Here is an 18784-nt window from a genome sequence, read left to right on the forward strand (position 1 = left end):
GCCGGGGACGTCCCGGCTCCGTTCTCATCGCTGAGAACCGCGGGGGAGCGATTAAGTGATCGCTGCGCCCGGTTTCAGACAACAATGGCTACGCGGGTACTCATCGCCGACGACTCGGAGTTCATGCGGAACCTCCTCCGGGAGATCCTCGAAGGCGAGTTCGAGATCGTCGGGGAGGCGGAAAACGGCGTGGAGGCGGTGAACATGTACGAGGAGCACGGGCCGGACCTCGTGATGATGGACATCGTGATGCCGATCCGCGACGGGATCGAGGCGACGACGGAGATCCTCGAAGAGAACCCCGACGCGACCGTGATCATGTGTACCAGCGTCGGGCAGGAGGAGAAGATGAAGGCCGCTATCAAGGCGGGCGCGGAGGGGTACATCACGAAGCCGTTCCAGAAGCCGAACGTGCTCGACGCCATCGGCTCGGCGGTATAATGCGCGTCGACGTCCGCGCGCTCGGCGCCTGCAACCGCCTCGCGGAGCGGGGGGCGAAACAGGCCGCGGGCGCGCTCTCGGACCTCACCGGGACCGACCTCGCGGTCGAGGTGACGGGCGCGAGCGTCGCCAGCGGCGAGGACCTCGCGGAGTCGTTCGCGGGCCGGGAGTCGATCGGCGTGAGCGTCGGCCTCCGCGGCGGGCTGGACGGCGAGGCGGTCCTCGCGTTCGACGCCGCCAACGTCGACGCCCTGCTCTCGCTGCTCCCCGGGGGGCAGTCGATGGAGCGCAGCGCGGTGACGGAGGTCGGCAACATCGCGCTCGGCGGCTTCCTCGACGGCTGGGCGAACTACCTCGGAAAGGCGATCGACATGTCGCCGCCGCGGTACTTCGAGGCCGACGGCGCGGCGGTGTTGCCGGACGGCGCGCTCGCCGGCGACGGCGTCTTCCTCTTCGAGAGCCGGCTGGACGCGACGACGACGGACCTCGACTTCTCGATCTACATGCTCCCCGACTCCGGGCCGTTCCGCGACCTCATCGTCGGGAAGACGGCGCCCGCGGCGACCGCCGGCGGCGAGGCGGACGGCGGGACGGCGAGCACGGCGGTGCCGTACGAGTCGCTGTCGACGTTCTCGTCGCTGGCGAAGAAGGGGTCGGCGAACGCCGCCGACAACATCGCGATGATGACCGGGTTAGAGACCAGCGTCGACGTGAGCCGGCTCCGGTTCGTCCCGCTCGCGGACGTGCCCGCGGAGGTCGGCACCGAGCCGCACGCGGGCACGGTGTTCGAGCTTCAGGGAGAGCCCAGCGGCTACCTCGCGATCCTCTTCGAGGAGTCCTCGGCGGCGGCCGTCGCCGACGCGATGCTTCCGATGGACCCCGACGAGCCCCTCGGCGACATGGCACAGAACGCGCTCTGCGAGCTCGGCAACGTGATGACGAGCGGGTTCATCGACGGGTGGGCGAACGTCCTCGGCACGTCGATCACCCACTCGCCGCCGGAGTTCGTCCACGACATCGGCGCCTCGACGATCAGCCCGCTGGTCGCGAAGCTGAGCGAGCGGCAGGACTACGGGTTCGTGATCGACACCGCGATCCAGACGGAGGGGATCCAGGCGCGGTGCGACGTGTACGCGCTCCCCGACGAGCGCGAACTGGCTCGGGCGCTCGACCGGCTTTCGGAGCCGTGACCCGCTCGCTCTCCGACGATCGGCCGGACGAGCCGGCGGACCGAACGGAGAGCGGTGGGGACGCGGTCGCCGACGCGGAGCCCGCCGCCGTCACCGGCGGCGCGGCGGCCGACGACCCCGGCCGGATCAAGGTCGGCGTGGGCGAGCTCGCGGTCACCGACGGCGACGCCCTGCTGACCACGAGCGGGCTCGGCTCCTGCGTCGCGGTCGCGCTCGTCGACGAGCGGGCGGGCGTCCGCGGCCTCCTCCACGCCATGTTGCCCGCGGGCGAGGGCCGCACGACGGCCGTCTCGCGGCCCGCGAAGTACGTCGACACCGGGATCGACTCGCTGATCGGGGCGCTCGACGACGCCGGCGCCGACCCCCGCCGGCTGGAGGCGCGCGTCGCCGGCGGCGCCGAGATGCTGGACCTCACCGACGCGGTCGGCCCGCGGAACGTCGAGCGCGTCGGCGAGGTGCTCGACGCCGCGGGCGTCCCCGTCGTCGCCAGCGACGTCGGCGACGCCGTCGGACGGACGGTCCGATTCGGTCCGGACGGTCGGCTCGTCGTCCGGGCGGCGGACGGCTTCGAACGAGCGATCTGACCGTCGATCGGAACTGGTTTCGCTTCTGGTCGCTTCCGGATTTCTCCGTTCTCACCCCACTCAATCGACGATACTCGTGTCTCGGCGTGCTTTCTCACGGCTGATATTTTGAGGGGTGAATTGAAGTGGGTTCTGCGGGTGGTACACGGTAATGGGCCTCGAACTACCGGTGTGGGGAGCTCCAACCGCCGCCTGGGCAGTCGCCACGCTGGGGCTCGTCGGTGCGAGCGTCCTCGACAGGTTCCTCGACGACGACGGATCCGACGACGACGGTTCCGGAGGTATGGACGGCGACGACGATCCCTTCGGCGGCGACATGGGCGGCGGCGACATGGGCGGCGGAGGGATGGGTGGCGGCATGGGCGGTGGCGGCGGTGGCGGCGACGGCTTCGACGACTTCGACGGCATGGACGAGTGGGACGACGAGTTCGACGACGGCGGCGGTGGCGGCGGCGGCGGCGCGGCCACCGACGAGCTGGAGAACCGGCTCGACGAGCTCGAAAACGAGGTCGCGTCGCTCTCCTCGACCGTCTCGACGGTCCGCTCGGAGAACGAGGAGATCTCGAACGCCGTCGACGACATCGAGGAGGACGTCCGCAACCTGCTCGACATCTACGAGATGGTCACCCGCGGCATCAACCCGTTCGTCGACGACGGCGGCGGCTTCGACAGCGTCGAGGGGGGCGGCGAGGGCTCGTTCGGCATCTTCGACGACGACGACGGCGGCGAGGAGGAGGACCTCGACGAGGACGTCGCGAACGCCGACGCGGACGGGTTCTTCGACGACGACCTCCTCGACGAGGAGGCGGAAGACGACGAGTTCGACGACCTCGACGAGGACGACGGCGGCGACGAGTTCGACGACCTCGACGGCGACGACGGGTTCGACGACCTCGACGGCGACGACGGGTTCGACGACCTCGACGACGAGTTCGACGAACTGGACGACGACAGCACGGACGACGCCGCGTCCGAGACCGAAGCGGCGGACGACGGAGACGACATGAACGACGATGGAAAGAGTTTCAGCGAACTGAAAGAAGAGTACGACTCCGGGGAGGCCGACTGGGCCGAGGAGGGCGACGACGCCGCGGACGAGGACCCGTTCGAGGACGGGGACGACTCGTTCGCCGACCCCGGCGACGAAACCGACTCGTTCGACGACGACGGCGGCCTCGGGGACGACGACCTCGGCGGCGCCGAGGACGCCGGCGTCGACTTCGACGAACCGGCGGACCCGGAGCCGGCGGGCGGCGCGGCCGACCCGGAGCCGACCGGCGGCGCCGATCCGGAGCCGGCGCCCGACCGCCGGCCCGGCGGCGACCCCGCGGAGGCCTCCGGCGGCTTCGAGTACGTCGGCGAGGACGACCTCTCGGGGAGCGGCGGCCGCGGTAAGCCGTACCTCACCGAGCTCCCCGGCGACTACGTCGGCGACCTCCTCGTGATGGAGTGGCTGGAGTTCCTCGTCTCCGAGAGCGACGTCACCGACGCGGTGCGCGCGATCAACTACTACGAGCGGATCGAGTGGATCGGGCCCGACGCCGCCGCGCGGCTCCGGGACTTCCTCTCCGGGTTCGGCACGATCGACCGCAACCTCGTCGACCGGCCGGGCACCGACCGGCTCGTCCGCGAACACCACACCCGCAGCCTCCGGTACGTGACCCAGCTCAACGGCACCAGCAGCCACACGGTCCTGTTGGACCGCTGGGACGACCTCGCCGGCGGCTCGCTCGTCGGCGGCGGGCCCGTCAACGGGCGCCGCGGCGGGCGCGTCGATTCCGGGCGCAACGGTCGCAACGACCGCAACGATCGGTCGGCATCGAAGCGGAACGGTCACGACGAGTCCGGCCGGCGGGACGCGCCCGACGAGCGCGAGCGACGGACGAACGGCGCGGACCGCGACCCGGCGGAGCGCGACGATGCGGCGCGCGAGGCGGAGGCGGACCGACGCGACGGGCACCGCGACGACCGGCGCGACCGGAACGGTTCCGCGCGACCGATGAACGATCCGAATCCCCGTTCCGACCGCGCCGATCCGGCCGACGGAGGGTGGGGAGATGGGCGTTAGCGTCTCCGCGTCCACGGCCATCATCGTCGCGGGGCTGTTCTTCGCGTTCACGACGTTCTACCCCGTGGCGGCCAACGGGCTCGACCGCGTCTCCGACGCCCAACACGGCATCAACGAGCGCGCGTTGGAGCGGCAGAACACCGACTTCGCGGTGACGAACGCGACCTACGACACCGACACCGAGACCCTCACCGTCAACGCCACCAACGAGGGGGCGATCGGCCTCGTCGCGGGCGACGCGACGCTCGTCGTCGGTAACGAGTACGTCGACGTGGGCGGGGCGAACGTGTCCACGACCGTCGACGGCGACGGCGACACCGCGCTCTGGCTCGGCGACGAGACCCTCACCGTGCGGGTCACACAGGGCGAGACGGAGACGACGATCGATGACGGCACGCGGGTCGTCCTCGTCGTCGAGTCCGGCGTCCGCGACGCCGCGACCGTGACGGAGGTGGGCGCGTAGATGGCAAGCGTCCCCGTCTCCCACCTCATCCTGTTCATCGCGAGCCTGGTGATCGCCGCCGGCGTCGTCGGCACCATCACGACCGGGGTCGACCGGGTGAGCGCCGCCGTCGAGGACGCCGGCCTCGACGCGACCGAACAGCTCCGGACCGACGTGACGATCATCTCGGACCCCAGCGCGGGGGTGTACAACGCGAGCGGCGACCAGAACGTCACGCTGTTGATAAAGAACACCGGGACGTATCGGTTGGCGCCCGACGGCTCCGACCTCGACGTCGTCTTCAACGGCGCGTACGTCCGACCGGACGCGCTCTCCGGGGAGCTGGTCTCCGCCGACGGCGCGAACGCGTGGAGCCGCGGCGACGTGTTACGGCTCACGATAAACGTCAACGCGATCGACGGGTCGAGCGACGGGCTCGTCGACGGCGACCACCGGGTGTTCATCACCGTCAACGGCGACGAGGAGCTGTTCCAGTTCCGCGTGGAGGGGGGTAACTGAGATGCCCCACGACAACCTCCTCTCCCTCGGCCTCGGCGACCGCGACCGGCTCAACAAGGAGCTGGGCGGCGGTATCCCCCGCGGCAGCATCGTCCTCATGGAGGGCGACTACGGCGCGGGCAAGAGCGCAATCTCCCAGCGGTTCGCCTACGGCCTCGTCCAGGAGGGCGCCTCCGTCACGATGATGTCGACGGAGCTCACCGTCCGCGGGTTCATCGACCAGATGCACTCGCTGGAGTACGACATGGTGAAGCCGCTCCTCCAGGAGGAGCTGCTCTTCCTCCACGCCGACTTCGACTCCGGCGGCGCCTTCTCCGACGGCGACGGCGAGCGCAAGGAGCTGCTCAAGCGGCTGATGGAGGCCGAGGCGATGTGGAACTCCGACGTCGTCTTCCTCGACACGTTCGACGCCATCTTCCGGAACGACCCCACCTTCGAGGCCTTGGTGCGGAAGAACGAGGAGCGACAGGCCGCCCTGGAGATCATCTCCTTCTTCCGCGAGATCATCTCGCAGGGGAAGGTGGTCGTGCTCACCGTCGACCCCTCGGCCGTCGACGACGACGCCATCGGCCCCTTCCGGTCGATCGCGGACGTGTTCCTCCAGCTCGAGATGATCGAAGTCGGCAACGACATCCGCCGGCAGATCAACGTGAAGCGGTTCGCGGGCATGGGCGAGCAGGTCGGCGACACGATCGGGTTCTCGGTCCGTTCCGGAACCGGAATCGTCATCGAGAGCCGCAGCGTCGCCTAACACATGACCCGCCGACGCACAGCCGGTCCGCGCGCGCGGACCGCGACCACCGCGACCGGGCGTAGGCCCGCCACGACGACCGGGTGTAGGAGATGACCGAACACGGCACCGCAAAACCGTCCGAAGAGCTCCGGAAGGCGGCCATGCGGCGGCCGCACCTCCGGGAGCACCTCCGCGAGTTCAAACAGATCACGGGGGAGTTCCCGCAGTTCATCGAGGAGCCGAAAGACGAGTACGAGTCCGACCGGCCGAACGTCATCTACCCGGTCGGCGGCCCCATTTACAGCCACATCTACGGCGACCTCGGGCAGGACACGAAGTACTACGCCATCGAGCCGGAGGTGTCCGGCCCGCAGGCGGAGATCCTCAACGAGGTGAAAAACCGGCTGCTCACCGTGAGCGGCCAGCACACCGCGCCGGAGAACGAGGCCGAGTACGACGACCTCATCGAGGAGCTGTTAGAGGAGGTCACGCACGTCGACGACAGTTCCACCGGCTGGCGCCGCGGGCTCTCGAAGCTGAAGAACTTCGGGAAGCTGTCGGTCACCGAGGAGACCTACGAGAACATCCGCTACCGGCTCAACCGCGACATCGTCGGGCTCGGACCGCTCGAACCGGTGATGCGCGACCCGGCAAACGAGGACATCCACGTCATCGGCCCCAAGGAGTGCCACGTCGACCACGGTACGTTCGGCATGCTGGAGACGACCGTCGACTTCGGCACCCCGAAGGAGTTCGACAACTGGCTGCGCAACATGGGCGAGCGGATCGGGGACCCGCTCTCCGACTCCGACCCCATCGTCGACTCCACGCTGCCGGACGGGTCGCGTATCAACATCATCTACTCCGACGACGTGTCGCTGAAGGGCTCCTCGCTCACGATCCGGCAGGGCGAGGAGGTCCCCCTGTCGATCAACCAGATCACCAACTGGGGGACGCTCTCGCCGGAGCTGGCGGCGTACCTCTGGCTCTGCCTGGAGAACGAGCAGACGGTGTTCGTGGTCGGGGAGACGGCGTCCGGGAAGACGACGACGCTGAACGCCATCCTCTCGTACATCCCGGACGACTCGAAGATCTACACCGCGGAGGACACCGCGGAGGTCATCCCGCCGCACAGCACCTGGCAGCAGCTGTTGACCCGGGAGGGGGGCGGCGAGGGCTCCTCCGACGTGGACATGTTCGACCTCGTCGCCGCCGCGCTGCGGTCGCGTCCCGACTACATCATCGTGGGCGAGGTCCGCGGCGCCGAGGGTCGCATGGCGTTCCAGGCCGCCCAGACCGGCCACCCCGTGATGCTGACGTTCCACGCGTCCGACATCGTCTCGATGATCCAGCGGTTCACCTCCGAGCCGATCAACGTCCCGGAGACGTTCATGGACAACGCCGACGTGGCGCTGTTCCAGAACCGCGTGAAGCAGGGCGACCAGGTGCTGCGCCGCGTGACGAGCGTCCAGGAGATCGAGGGGTACTCCAAGGAGATGGAGGGGGTCGTCACCCGCGAGGTGTTCAGCTGGGACCCCGTCGAAGACGAGATCGTCTTCCAGGGGATGAACAACTCCTACGTGCTCGAAGAGCAGATCGCGACCCTGCTGGGGTACGCCGACACCCGCGACATCTACGACGACCTCGACTTCCGCGCGGAGCTGATCGAGCGGATGATCCAGGAGGGAATCCTCGGCTACCACGAGGTGAACGACGCGATCAACTCCTTCCAGCGCGACGGCGTCGAGGGGCTCCCCTTCGACATGCACCGGAACACGAGGTAGCGACGATGAAGGGCGCACTGACGGCGGCCGGCGAGCCGACGACGGAGGTGAGCTGACCGATGGCCGTGAAACGGATGGGCGACGGGCTCGCGACGGCCGCCAAGCTGACCTCCGAGGTGATGGAGTCGTACGAGCAGCTCGACATCTCCAAGGGGAAGTACGTCGGCCTCGTGTTGCTGCCGGCCGTGTTCGTGTTCCTCGGGAGCGTCGTCGGCCTGGTCGCGCTTCCGCTCCCCTTCGCCGCCCGGGTCCCGATCCCGATGTTCGGCGGGCTCGTGCTGTTCGCGGCCGTCATCTACCCGAAGATCTACCTCTCCAGCCTGGAGACGAAGATCGACAACCAGCTGCACCTCGTGATGACCCACATGACGGTGCTGTCGACGACGAACATCGACCGGATGGAGGTGTTCCGGACGCTGGCGCAAGAGGAGGAGTACGGCGTCGCCGCCGAGGAGATCGGCCGCGTCGTCCACCTCGTCGACACGTGGAACCAGAGCCTCGACGACGCGTGTCGCCGCCGCGCGCAGGAGGTCCCCTCCGACGCGATGGCCGACTTCTTCGACCGCCTCGGCTACACGATGGGGGCGGGGCAGTCGTTAGAGGAGTTCCTCGTCTCCGAGCAGGACGTCATGCTCGCGCAGTACGAGACCCGCTACGAGTCCGCGCTCTCGAACCTGGAGGTGATGAAGGACCTGTACATGTCGATGATCCTCTCGATGACGTTCGCGCTGGTGTTCGCCGTCGTCCTCCCGATCCTCACGGGCAACGACCCGACCGCGACGGTCGCGGCCGTCATCGTCCTCTTCGTCTTCGTTCAGCTCGGCTTCTACGCGATGATCCGCGCGACGTCGCCGTACGACCCGATCTGGTACCACCCGGACGAGCGCGCGCCCGGCGACCTGAAGCTGTGGGGCTCTCTGATCGGCGGCGGCGGGCTCTCCTTCGTCCTCATCGGGATCACGGCCGCCGGGATGTTCGGCTACGGTCCCGGCCTCCCCGGCCTCCTCTTCTTCCTCGACGACGTGCGGCTGCCGCTGTACCTCTCGGTCCCCATCTCGCCGCTCATCATCACCGGGGTGGTCCTCCGGAACGAGGAGCAGGCGATCACGGCCCGCGACGGCGAGTTCCCGTCGTTCGTGCGCGCGCTGGGCGCGACCGAGAGCGCGAAGCAGTCGACGACCACGGACGTGCTGACGACGCTGCGCGACAAGAACTTCGGCGAGCTCTCCGAGGCCATCGAGCGGCTCTACCGCCGCCTCAACATGCGGATCAGCACCGAGGGCGCGTGGCGAGCGTTCACGCGCGACACGCGCTCGTACCTCATCCAGAAGTTCTCCGAGATGTACCTGGTCGGCCGGCGGATGGGCGGGGACCCGAAGATGCTCGGCGAGCTGATCTCGAAGAACATGAACGCCGTCAACCAGCTCCGCGAGCAGCGCCGCCAGGCGGCGATGACGTTCATCGGGCTGCTGTACGGGATCACGGCGGCCGCGACGTTCGCCTTCTTCATCGGGCTGGAGATCGTCGCGATCTTAGCCGACCTCACCTCCGACTTCGGGCTCGACCAGATGGACATCGGCCAGATCGTCTACCCCGGCGCGTACGACATCCCGCTCATCGAGTACCTCCTCCTGACGGTCGTGCTGTTCAACGCGGCGCTCTCCTCGCAGATGATCCGCCGGATCGACGGCGGCAACCCCGCGAACGGCTACATCCACTTCGTCCTCCTGACGTGGCTCGGCGCGGGCACCGCCATCGCGACGCGGACGCTCGTCAACGCCATCCTGTCGATCTGAGGAGTCGTCCCGGGTCGCCGATCCGGGACCGCCGCGGCCGGGGCCGCGTTGCCGCTCTCACCGGCCCACGGGACCGATTACCCACAGCGTTATTACTCTTGTCGACGTAAGATTACACACAGTTACATGCCGGTCGACTTCGAGAGCTACCGTCCCACGGATCTCCCGGACGAAGACACCAACGGGCGTCGGATCCTCGAGTTCCTCGCTCGGAACCCGGAGCTGGGATTCCGGCCGAGCGAGCTCGCGGAAGAGATCGATGTCCCCCGCGGGAGCGTCGGCACGACCCTCAGGCGACTCGAACAGCGGGGGCTCGTCCGGCACAAGGGCGAGTACTGGGCCATCAACGCCGAGGCGTACGACGCCCACACCGCGGCCCAGATCGGTCTCCGCGCGGTCGCGGACGCGTTCGCGGGCGACGGCTACGACCGGACCGACGACTGGGACGCCGACCTCCCGGATCTCGACGCGGACGAGTCGGGAGACGAATCGACCGACGGCTGATGTATCGACGCGGAACCGTGGTCGTCGCGTCGGACCCGTTCGGCGACGCGCCGCGGCGGCCCTACCTGATCGTCAGCGACGGCTCCCACCCGTTCGCGGGTGAGCAGTACATCGGGGCGGGGATCTCGACCAAGGAGTACGACGCGTCGGTGCCGCTCGCCGGCGCGTTCGCCGAGGGAGGGCTCGACCGAGAGTCGTTTGTCGCTCCGTGGGCGGTCGTGTCGCTGCGCGAGGCGACTGTCGACCGGGCGGTCGCTCGGGTCGAAGACGAGGTCACCGAGACGACGGTTCGTCGGATGGCGCGGTTCGTCGGCTATTCCGACGATTGAGGCCTTGTTCGGCCGAACCTCTGTTTGGGAACGCGAAGGGGCTCCACCGGATCTACCCCTCGAACAGCGTCGGCTCGGCGACCGCCTCGGCGGCCGCGTCGCGCCACGCGCGCGCCGGCGTCCACCCGAACAGCCGCTCGGCCTTTCGGATCGCGTACGCGCCGCGGTCGTCGCCTTCGGTGAGTTCGCTCTCGTCGACCGCGCAGGCGTCCGGAATCTCGCCGTACGACTCCCGCAGGAGGTCGAGCAGGGGCCGGCCGAGCGCGTTGTCGGCCGCGACGCAGTTGACCGCCTCGTGAGTTCCGGGGGCGACCGCGGGGCCGTCGCCGAGAAGGTCGGCGAGCGCGGTCGCGACGAGGTCGGCCACGTCGCGGACGTCGACGTACGACCAGAAGTTGCCGGCGCCCGCGTCGAGGTCGGTCACGTACTCCTCCGCGCGGCAGGCGTACTCGCCGGGGTACTGGATCCACGACGGGCGCAGTGAGACCGCGGGCACGTCGTGGCGGCGCGCGACAGCGCCCGCGGCCGCCTCCGCGGTCACCTTCGAGAGCCCGTACGGGTCCTCGGGGCGGAGCGGGTGGGCCTCGGTTATCGGTAGCTCGTCCGGGAACGGGGTCGGATCGGCGAAGAAGAAGCCGTAGGCGCCGTCGCTGGAGGCCTGGACGACCGGGGCGTCTGCGCGGCCGGCGGCGTCGAGGACGTGCTTCGCGGCGAGCGCGTTCGTCTCGAACACCCGCCCCTCGGGGTGGGTGCCGGCGACCGGGATCGCGGCCCAGTGGACGACCGCGTCGGGGTCGACGGCGGCGACGACGTCGAGCGCCTGGTCGCGCTCGGCGAGGTCGGCCGCGCGGAACGAGACGTTCGGGGCCGGGTCGACGCCGAGCCCGGGGTGGTCGTAGTCGACGACGACGACCTCGTAGTCGCCGGCGAGGCGGTCGACGACCCAGCGCCCGGAGGCGCCGCGGCCGCCGGTGACGAGGACGGTTTCCATGGATCGGCGTCGCCGCCGCCGGGCAAAAGCGCACCGTTGGCGTGGAGCCGCGCGCCGCGGTTCGGGGGTCCGGCCCGCCCGCGGACGGCGGGTTCCGGCTGGGGGGTTCGCGGCTCCGGCAGGCCGGATCGTTCGCGGCTCCGGCAGGCTTTAACGCGCCGAGCGGTAACTCCCGGGCATGGACTGGAAGACAGACTGGGGACTCCGTGGACGGATGGGGTTCACGATGTTCCTCCTCTTCGCCCTCTACGTCGTGTTCATCGGCGTCCTGATCGAGGTGTTCAACGTCGGGATCATCTTCACGCTCGCGATGTTCGGGATGTTCTCGCTCGCGCAGTACTTCTTCAGCGACAAGCTGGCGCTGCGGAGCATGGGTGCCCGCGAGGTCGACCCCGACGAGTATCCGGACCTCCACCGCCGGATCGAGCGCCTGAGCCAGCAGGCCGATCTGCCGAAGCCGACGGTGGCGGTCGCGGACACGCAGGTGCCGAACGCGTTCGCCACCGGCCGGAACAAGAAGAACGCGACCGTCGCGGTGACGACCGGGCTGCTCCAGGCGCTCGACGAGGACGAACTCGACGGCGTCCTCGCCCACGAGCTCGCCCACGTCAAGAACCGCGACGTGATGGTGATGACCATCGCCTCGTTCCTCTCGACGATCGCCTTCTTCATCGTCCGGTGGGGGTGGCTGTTCAGCGGCGACAACCGGCAGGGCGCGCCCGTCATCGTCGCGATCGTCGCGTCGCTTCTGGTGTGGGTGATCTCGTTCCTCCTGATCCGCGCGCTCTCGCGCTACCGCGAGTACTCCGCCGACCGCGGCGCGGCGCTGATCACCGGGCAGCCCGGCGCGCTCGCCTCGGCGCTGATGACGATCGACGGCCGGATGGACAAGGTGCCCGAGGAGGACCTCCGCGAGGAGGCGGAGATGAACGCGTTCTTCATCATCCCGATCAAGGCCGGCTTCGTCGGGAAGATCGCCTCGACGCACCCCTCGACGGAGAACCGCATCGAGAAGCTCCGCGAGCTGGAAAAGGAAATGGAGACGGCCTAAGACGGATTTGTCTCGGAGTTTCTAGTCGGTCATTTATAAGCCGTTGAGCGCGGACAGGTGACAAACATCGCCGAAGTCCCAGCCGCTTATTTATAAATCGTTGCGGGCAGATCCGTGACGAACACCGCCGAAGTCCCAGCGGCTTGTTTATAAATCGTTGCGGGCAGATCCGTGACGAACACCGCCGAAGTCCCAGCGGCTCGGCTGTACGATGGTGCGATTTATAAACGACCGATCGACGCGAACACCACCGAAGCCCCAGTCGCGAGGGCGGCGCACGCTCGCTGCGCGCCTCACTCGGTCGCTCACTCCGTTCGCTCCCTCGTTCGGTGCTTACGTCGCCTGCGCCGCCCTCGCGACTGCCCCTTCGATTCCCACCCCCACAGCACCGCAACCGCGCCTCACGCCTCCCCAGCCTCGTCGCTGGCACCCTCCGCTTCGCTCCGGGAGCCAGCGACTCCCTCGCGCGTGCTCCTCGCAGCCGCCTTCGGCGGCCGCTCGGAGGCACGCGCCACCGCTCGTTCATTTATAAATAATCGCGAGAGTCGCGCCGCTGGTCGGTGTGAGCGGACTGAGGGGAGTAAGCCCCCTTCGGTTCGTCCCGACATTCGGCTGAGCGTCCGCGCCGCGGCCGGACTACCTTGTGGCGCGGACTTGCACCGGCGAGGATTCGCCGTTCCATCCGTTCCCGCCCGTCGACCCTCGTCGGGTTAACTCCCTCCCCTTGCGGGTCGGTTCGCGCGTTCGCGGGTGACCCCGCGAACGCCGTCGGTCGCCGAGGCGACCGCACGCGACTCATCGGTCGAGGCGGGGGGTCTCGTTGCTGTTCCAGAGCCAGCCGTCTCCGACTCCGGGCGTGTGCCCGGTCGCCCGTCCGGCCGGTGGGGGGACTTTCCTCATGCCAAGGGCACGGGAGTCGGGCTCCCTCTGTCCGGTCCGTCCTTTCGCCCGCCGGCGAATAAGCGGTTCGGTCGGGGGCGCCTTCGGGCCGTTCGCGGCGGGTTTCGCCGGAGATGCCGCGAGCCCCGCGAGAACGGTGCCACAAGGGAAGCGTTCAAGTCGTCAGCACTGTAATGGACTCTCATGTCCGAGGCTCAGACCGTTCAGCTGTCGTACGACGACGGTGCACGAGCGGTCGAACTCGCGCGGGAGGCGGTCGAGTCGTTCGTTCGACACGGGCAACGCGAACAGCCCGGCAGCATGCGAGAGGCGTTCTACGCCCGCACGGGCGCCTTCGTCCGGCTCCAGTCCACCCGGGGTCGCGGCCGCCTCCGCGGCTGCGCCGGCGCGCGGGACACCTCAGATCAGCTCGGCCACGCCATCGTCGAGGCCGCGATCAAGGCGGCCTCCGGCGACTCCTGCGGCTCCGAGGTGGAGCCGAAGGAGCTCGACAACATCTCCGTCTCCGTGTTCGTCGTCTCCAACACCGTCCTCACGAACGACCCGGCCGAGGACCTCGAGATCGGCACCCACGGCGTCGCCGTCGACAGCGGCAACGCCCACGGCTGGCTCTACCCGACGGTCCCCGTCGAGAACGGCTGGTCGGCCGCGGAGTTCCTCTCGCGCACCTGCCGCAAGGCGAAGCTCTCGCCCACCGCGTGGCAGGAGGAGGACACGATGGTGACGCTCATCGAGGGGCAGGTGTTCCGGGAGCGCGCCGACGGCGGCGCCGTCGAGGAGCTGTAGTCGGCCCGCTTTTTCCGAATCGCCGGCCGCGCGTCCCGTTTCAGCGTAATTCAAGGTGGAGCCCCCGACCTCAAGGAGCGACCGAAGGGAGCGAGTAGGTCGGGGAGGAAACCGACATGATACCGTCATTACCACGTTCCACACGTGGCTAACTCTCCTCCAAAAACAGTATTATTATAAAGACTTAGCGTGACATCTGAATTACGGATGGAGGTACGTCGCACGGTCCCCGTCAAACTCGACGTGGCCGACAGCGACGCCGCCTTCCTCCACGAAACCATCTCCGAGTTCCTGTGGGCCGCCAACTACGTCGTTGACCACGCCTGGCAAGGTGAGTACAAGACGACGAGCAAAGCCCAACTCCAGCGTGAAACCTACGACGACGTGCGGGCCAAAACGAGGCTCCAAGCGAATCTCGTCCAGAACGCTCGCAACAAGGCCGCCGACGCCGTCCAGAGCGTTGTCGCACGCTGGAAACAGGGTGACTACGCGGGAAAGCCGCGCTTCTCCGCCCCGACGCTCGTCTACGACAAGCGATGTGCGACGTTCAACGACGACCACGCGACGCTCTCAACCGTTGAGGGACGTATCACGGCTGAGTATGTCCTTCCTGACGAGAGTAGAGAAACGCCCCACGCGGAGTATCTGTTCAACGACGACTACGACGTGACGGGCGCGGAACTCCACTACCGCGACGGTGAATTCTACCTTCACGTCCGCACAAAGGCGGACGTGGAGTTCGAGACTGCCGACGAAGGCAACGACGAGCACAGCACAGTCCTCGGCGTTGACCTCGGCATCGAAAACGTCGCCGTCACGTCAACCGGCACGTTCTGGAACGGAGCAGAGTTGAACCACTGGCACCGCGAGTTCGAAAAGCGGCGCGGATCGCTCCAACAGCGTGGGACGCGAGCCGCTCACGAAACTATCCAGTCGGTCGGACGCACCGAGACCGGACGCTACGACCACTTTTTACACACCGTCTCGAAAGAACTCGTCGCAGAAGCAGTCGAACACGACTGTGACGTGATCGCGTTCGAGAACCTGACGGGAATTCGTGAACGAATGCCGAACGCCAAGAAGTTCCACGCATGGGCGTTCCGACGCCTGTTCGAATACGTCGAGTACAAAGCCGAGATGGTCGGCGTCTCGGTTGAACAGGTGAGTCCCGCCTACACCTCCCAGCGGTGTTCCAAGTGCGGATTCACTCACGAGAACAACCGCCCGACCTCAGACGGGCAAGACATGTTTGAGTGCCTGAAGTGCGGATACTCACCGCACGCGGACTATAATGCGGCGAAGAACATCGGTCTGAAGCATCTCCGCTCGACGCAAACGTCGTCGGGCGGAGGCGCACCCGTAAACGTGCGCTTGAATCGCGGGACGTTGAACGTGAACGGCGATTACGAGCCTGCCAGCGATGGCCAGAACGGGAGTCCACGCGAAAGCCCTACCCTCAACGAAGCGAACGGCAGCGCCGTGAGCGAGTAGGGTAGGGTAGTTTACTCGCTCGTTCCGTACTCAACTGCTTCCGCGTCCGCGAGCGCCCGCTCCGTCGCCGCCGACAGGTCGAACGCGCCCTCGGCGACCACCTCCCCGTCGCGGATCACGGGCTCCATGAGCGACTCGGCGCCCTCCGGGCCCGAGCGGTCCGCGAGCCCGACCGCGTGCGCGCCGTCGGCGGTGCGGTAGACGTCCTTCGCGCCGGAGAGCTTCCCCCGCTTGGCCGCCGGCTCGCCGCCGACGGTGACGAGGTCGAGCGCGAAGTCGACCGGGTCCGCGTTGGAGACGTAGCCGCCGACGCCGAACCCGTCGACGGCGTCGCGCAGCTCCCGGAGGTCCGCGGGGCCGAGCCCGCCGGAGACGTACACGTCGACGTCCCCGTGGCCGCGCGCGTCGAGTTCCCACCCAACTTCGCGGATGATGTGCCGAAAGTCGCCACGCCGGGAGCCGGTCGTGTCGAGGCGGACGCCGTCGAGGTCGTCGCCGAGCGTCTCGACCGCGCGGAGTACCTCGTCGACCTCGTCGGAGTAGGTGTCACACAGCGCGATCCGGGGCGCGTCCGCGGGGACGCCCTCGTCGTAGGCGCGCCACGCGGCCTCCTGTTCGCCGCGCCCGAAGCAGATGGCGAGCGCGTGGGGCATCGTCCCGGACGCCTCCCGGCCGATCAGCTCCCCGGCGGCGACGTGCGAGAACCCGTCGAACCCGCCGACCAGCGCCGAGCGCTCGACCGCCGCGGTCATCGCCGGGTGGACGTGGCGCGCGCCGAACGAGAGCACCGAGGAGTCCGGCGCGGCCACCCGGCAGTCGAGCGCCGCCGTCGCCATCCCGGAGGCGTGTGAAAGGAAGCCCAGGAGCGACGTCTCCAGCCGCGCGAACGCCAGGTACGGCCCCTCGATCCGCATCACCGGGCCGCCGTCGAACAGGCGTCCCTCCGGGATCGCGTCGACGTCGACGTCGCGGCCGGCGAGCAGCTCGACGGCGTTGCCGAGGCCGGCGAACAGCTCGAACTCCCCGTCCGGGAACTGGTCCGCGGTCACCTCGGCCACGACGCGCGGGTTCCGGTCGGCCGCCTCCAGCGCCGCCTCGGTCCGCTCGAAGTACGCGTCGGTCGCGCGGCCCTCCCGGACCGCGGCCGCGTCGACGATGTCGAACTCGCTCATACGCCCCGGTTCGGCCGCGGGGACGAAAAGCCACCCGTGTCGCGGCGGGGGCGCGCCGATCTCTCAGCGGGTCAGTTCACGCCGACCGCCGCGCGAGCAGTCCGAGCGCCGCGAGCGCCGCGACCGCCGCCGCGACGCCGAACCCGGGGGTGCTGTCGTCCGTGTCCCCGCTCCCGTTCCCGTCGTCGCCGTCAGTGCCGCCGCTTCCGTTCCCGTCGTCGCCGTCAGTGTCGCCGCTTCCGTTCCCGTCGCCGCCGTCAGTGCCGTCACCCCCGTCGCTGCTGTTGCCGTCGCCGTCTCCGCCGTCGTTTCCGTCGCCGCCGTCGGTGCCGTTCGCGTCCGGGAGCGCGAGGTCGGCCTCCGGCCGGAGTTCGAGGACGCCCTCCGGCGAGGGCGCGTGGGTTATCGTCACGCTCGTCCCGTCGCGCTCGACGCCGTACGCGCCGGGGAAGTCGCTCTCCTCGCCGATCTCGTACACGGTGCCGTCGGCGTAGTCGGCCTCGCCGTGCGCGGCCAGCATCCGCACGTAGGCGTCGCGGAACGCCGCGGCGTCCGCCTCGGTCTGCCACTCGGTCGCCCAGACGTAGCCGTCGCGGTCCCCGTTCCGGTAGGGGTACAGCTCGTCGCCGGCCCACCCGCCCGTCACGGGGTGCGCGTAGTTGTAGGTCGCGCGCGTCCGGAGGTCGGCCTCTGTGTCGAGGTGGATCTGGACGTTCTGCCGGACGGTCGCGTCGGGCTCTAACACGGCGTACCGGTACTCCAGGCTCTGGTACCAGAACATCACGAACATCGACGCCTCGCCCGCGGTCTCCGCGCCGTCGACGCCCTGGTCCGGGTAGGTCTCCCACCCCTCGGTCGCCGAGTTCTCGAACGTGACGTTGCCCTCCTCGTAGTCGGGGTTCCGATGGATAACCTCCGCCGTCGACGTCGGCGGGTCGTTCATCGTCTCGTTGACGGCCGCCCACCCGCCCTCGGCGCGGAGCTCGCGGACGTACAGCGCGCCGTCGCCGTACGGCTGGAGGACGGTCTGGAGGATGCCGAAGTTGAAGTCGGCGCCGTCGCCGCCGCCTCCGCCGCCCTCGGGCGCCTCGGCGCAGGTCCAGTTATCCGCGCAGCGGGCGGCGTAGCGCTCCTCGACGTGGACCGCCTCCCCCTCCACGATCCCGTCCACCGCGAGGTCGCCGTCCTGCGTGGCGCCGACGTAGCGGGGCCGGGTGAGGTCGTGGTACTGGTCTTGCATCGCGTGGAGGAGTTCGTGCGCGAGCGTCGAGGGGTCGATGTCGGGCGATTCGCCGTCGGGGACGACGATGACGATCCGGTCCTGCGCGGGCGAGTAGAAGCCGGAGACCGCGCCGCCGAACACGGAGTCGATCTCGTCGTTCGCGTTCGTGTCGTCGCCGACGACGAACAGCGCCTCCCACACCTGGTCGTTCCAGCGCCGGAACGCCTCGGAGCCGTTGCCGCTCGCGGTGTCGTTGACGTACTCGCTCCGGGTGACCGTCTCAACCGGCACGTCCCGCTTGAACGGCCGCTGCCGGACGTGTTCGACGCGGGCCATCGTGAGGTCGGTCAGCGCCGACAGCTGGGACTCGTTGAGCCCGTCCGTCTCCGCGAAGTGGACCGACTCCTCGTAGTGGGTCCCGTTCCAACAGCCCACTAGTTCGGTGCCGTCGCCGGGACCGCACTCGTCGGCCGACGCGGAGGGCGTCGCGCCCGGTGTCCCCGGCCCGCTGGCGGACGCGGAGGGGACCGCGCCGGTGTCCGGAGCGGCGGCGACGCCGGCGGTGAAGGCGACACACAGGAGGGCGGCCGCGGCGACGACCGCGGCCGCGGTCGATGGGGTGAGAACCCGTCGCATACGAATGTGATCGGCCGCTCCGGTAAGTAGTTTGTCGGTTCCTTCGGCGCCGCGGCCGGCGGATTTTTCGGCGCGGTTCGACGGTCGCGGCGGCGGTCGGGTGCCGCGCGCTCGTCGCGACCTCATCGCGCGCTCGTCGCGACCT

The 18784-nt window shown here is 69.0% G+C and carries 17 protein-coding genes and 1 other RNA gene; 14 read left to right on the forward strand and 4 right to left on the reverse strand.

The window, feature by feature from the left end; genetic code table 11:
- The first annotated feature begins 84 nt into the window (after positions 1–84).
- The 11 genes from cheY (at position 85) to AC4NMM_RS01685 (ending at position 10390) form a co-directional block, all read left to right on the forward strand.
- Entirely contained in the window at positions 85–441 is a 357-nt protein-coding gene (cheY, locus tag AC4NMM_RS01635) for a chemotaxis protein CheY (RefSeq protein WP_004597560.1), read from the forward strand.
- Positions 441–1631 (forward strand): chemotaxis protein CheC, encoded by a 1191-nt coding sequence (locus AC4NMM_RS01640; protein WP_096394441.1) that lies wholly within the window; start codon positions 441–443, stop codon positions 1629–1631. The genes cheY and AC4NMM_RS01640 overlap by 1 nt, the downstream gene beginning before the upstream one ends.
- Positions 1628–2215, forward strand: coding sequence for a chemotaxis protein CheD (locus AC4NMM_RS01645; protein WP_096394442.1), 588 nt, complete (start codon positions 1628–1630; stop codon positions 2213–2215). Before AC4NMM_RS01640 ends, AC4NMM_RS01645 begins: the two co-directional genes overlap by 4 nt.
- Before the next feature lie 151 nt (positions 2216–2366).
- Positions 2367–4283, forward strand: coding sequence for a FlaD/FlaE family flagellar protein (locus AC4NMM_RS01650; RefSeq protein ID WP_491923369.1), 1917 nt, complete (start codon positions 2367–2369; stop codon positions 4281–4283).
- Entirely contained in the window at positions 4273–4746 is a 474-nt protein-coding gene (arlF, locus tag AC4NMM_RS01655; RefSeq protein ID WP_491923370.1) for an archaellum stator protein ArlF, read from the forward strand. The genes AC4NMM_RS01650 and arlF overlap by 11 nt, the downstream gene beginning before the upstream one ends.
- Positions 4747–5244: an archaellum stator protein ArlG gene (arlG, locus tag AC4NMM_RS01660; protein ID WP_096394445.1), complete on the forward strand. Its 498-nt coding sequence runs from the start codon at positions 4747–4749 to the stop codon at positions 5242–5244.
- Position 5245: 1 nt separating this feature from the next.
- Complete coding sequence (gene arlH / locus AC4NMM_RS01665) at positions 5246–5995, forward strand: archaellum protein ArlH (protein ID WP_017343764.1); 750 nt, start codon at positions 5246–5248, stop codon at positions 5993–5995.
- 92 nt (positions 5996–6087) lie between these two features.
- Positions 6088–7761 carry an archaellum flagellar ATPase motor FlaI gene (gene flaI, locus AC4NMM_RS01670; protein WP_096394446.1) on the forward strand — a complete coding sequence of 558 codons (1674 nt, stop codon included), beginning with the start codon at positions 6088–6090 and terminating at the stop codon, positions 7759–7761.
- 59 nt (positions 7762–7820) lie between these two features.
- On the forward strand, positions 7821–9557 hold the full coding sequence (arlJ, locus tag AC4NMM_RS01675; protein WP_096394447.1) for an archaellar assembly protein ArlJ/FlaJ: 1737 nt from the start codon (positions 7821–7823) through the stop codon (positions 9555–9557).
- Between the two features lie 126 nt (positions 9558–9683).
- The gene (locus AC4NMM_RS01680) at positions 9684–10061 is read left to right on the forward strand and encodes a MarR family transcriptional regulator (RefSeq protein WP_491923371.1); all 378 of its coding nucleotides are present in this window, start codon (positions 9684–9686) and stop codon (positions 10059–10061) included.
- Positions 10061–10390, forward strand: coding sequence for a hypothetical protein (locus AC4NMM_RS01685; RefSeq protein ID WP_096394449.1), 330 nt, complete (start codon positions 10061–10063; stop codon positions 10388–10390). Before AC4NMM_RS01680 ends, AC4NMM_RS01685 begins: the two co-directional genes overlap by 1 nt.
- A 52-nt stretch (positions 10391–10442) precedes the next feature.
- On the opposite strand, the gene AC4NMM_RS01690 is transcribed toward AC4NMM_RS01685, so the two are convergent.
- A complete protein-coding gene (locus AC4NMM_RS01690) occupies positions 10443–11381 on the reverse strand; it encodes an NAD-dependent epimerase/dehydratase family protein (RefSeq protein WP_491923372.1) in 939 nt (312 codons plus the stop codon).
- Positions 11382–11559: 178 nt separating this feature from the next.
- Here AC4NMM_RS01690 and htpX point away from each other — a divergent pair, with 178 nt between their 5' ends.
- A complete protein-coding gene (htpX, locus tag AC4NMM_RS01695) occupies positions 11560–12432 on the forward strand; it encodes a zinc metalloprotease HtpX (RefSeq protein ID WP_491923373.1) in 873 nt (290 codons plus the stop codon).
- A gap of 569 nt (positions 12433–13001) precedes the next feature.
- On the opposite strand, the gene rnpB is transcribed toward htpX, so the two are convergent.
- An RNA gene (gene rnpB / locus AC4NMM_RS01700) (RNase P RNA component) lies at positions 13002–13364 on the reverse strand.
- Between the two features lie 151 nt (positions 13365–13515).
- On the opposite strand from rnpB, the gene AC4NMM_RS01705 reads away from it, so the two are divergent.
- Entirely contained in the window at positions 13516–14118 is a 603-nt protein-coding gene (locus AC4NMM_RS01705; RefSeq protein ID WP_491923374.1) for a TIGR00296 family protein, read from the forward strand.
- 207 nt (positions 14119–14325) lie between these two features.
- Positions 14326–15609 (forward strand): RNA-guided endonuclease InsQ/TnpB family protein, encoded by a 1284-nt coding sequence (locus AC4NMM_RS01710; RefSeq protein WP_491923375.1) that lies wholly within the window; start codon positions 14326–14328, stop codon positions 15607–15609.
- Positions 15610–15620: 11 nt separating this feature from the next.
- Here the strand turns inward: AC4NMM_RS01710 and AC4NMM_RS01715 are convergent, their stop codons facing one another.
- Both AC4NMM_RS01715 and AC4NMM_RS01720 read right to left on the reverse strand, forming a co-directional pair.
- Complete coding sequence (locus AC4NMM_RS01715) at positions 15621–16781, reverse strand: nicotinate phosphoribosyltransferase (protein ID WP_491923376.1); 1161 nt, start codon at positions 16779–16781, stop codon at positions 15621–15623.
- A 76-nt stretch (positions 16782–16857) separates the two neighbouring features.
- Positions 16858–18639, reverse strand: coding sequence for an Hvo_1808 family surface protein (locus AC4NMM_RS01720; protein ID WP_491923377.1), 1782 nt, complete (start codon positions 18637–18639; stop codon positions 16858–16860).
- Positions 18640–18784: the final 145 nt, after the last annotated feature.

It is taken from the genome of Halorubrum sp. SD41, assembly GCF_058630335.1.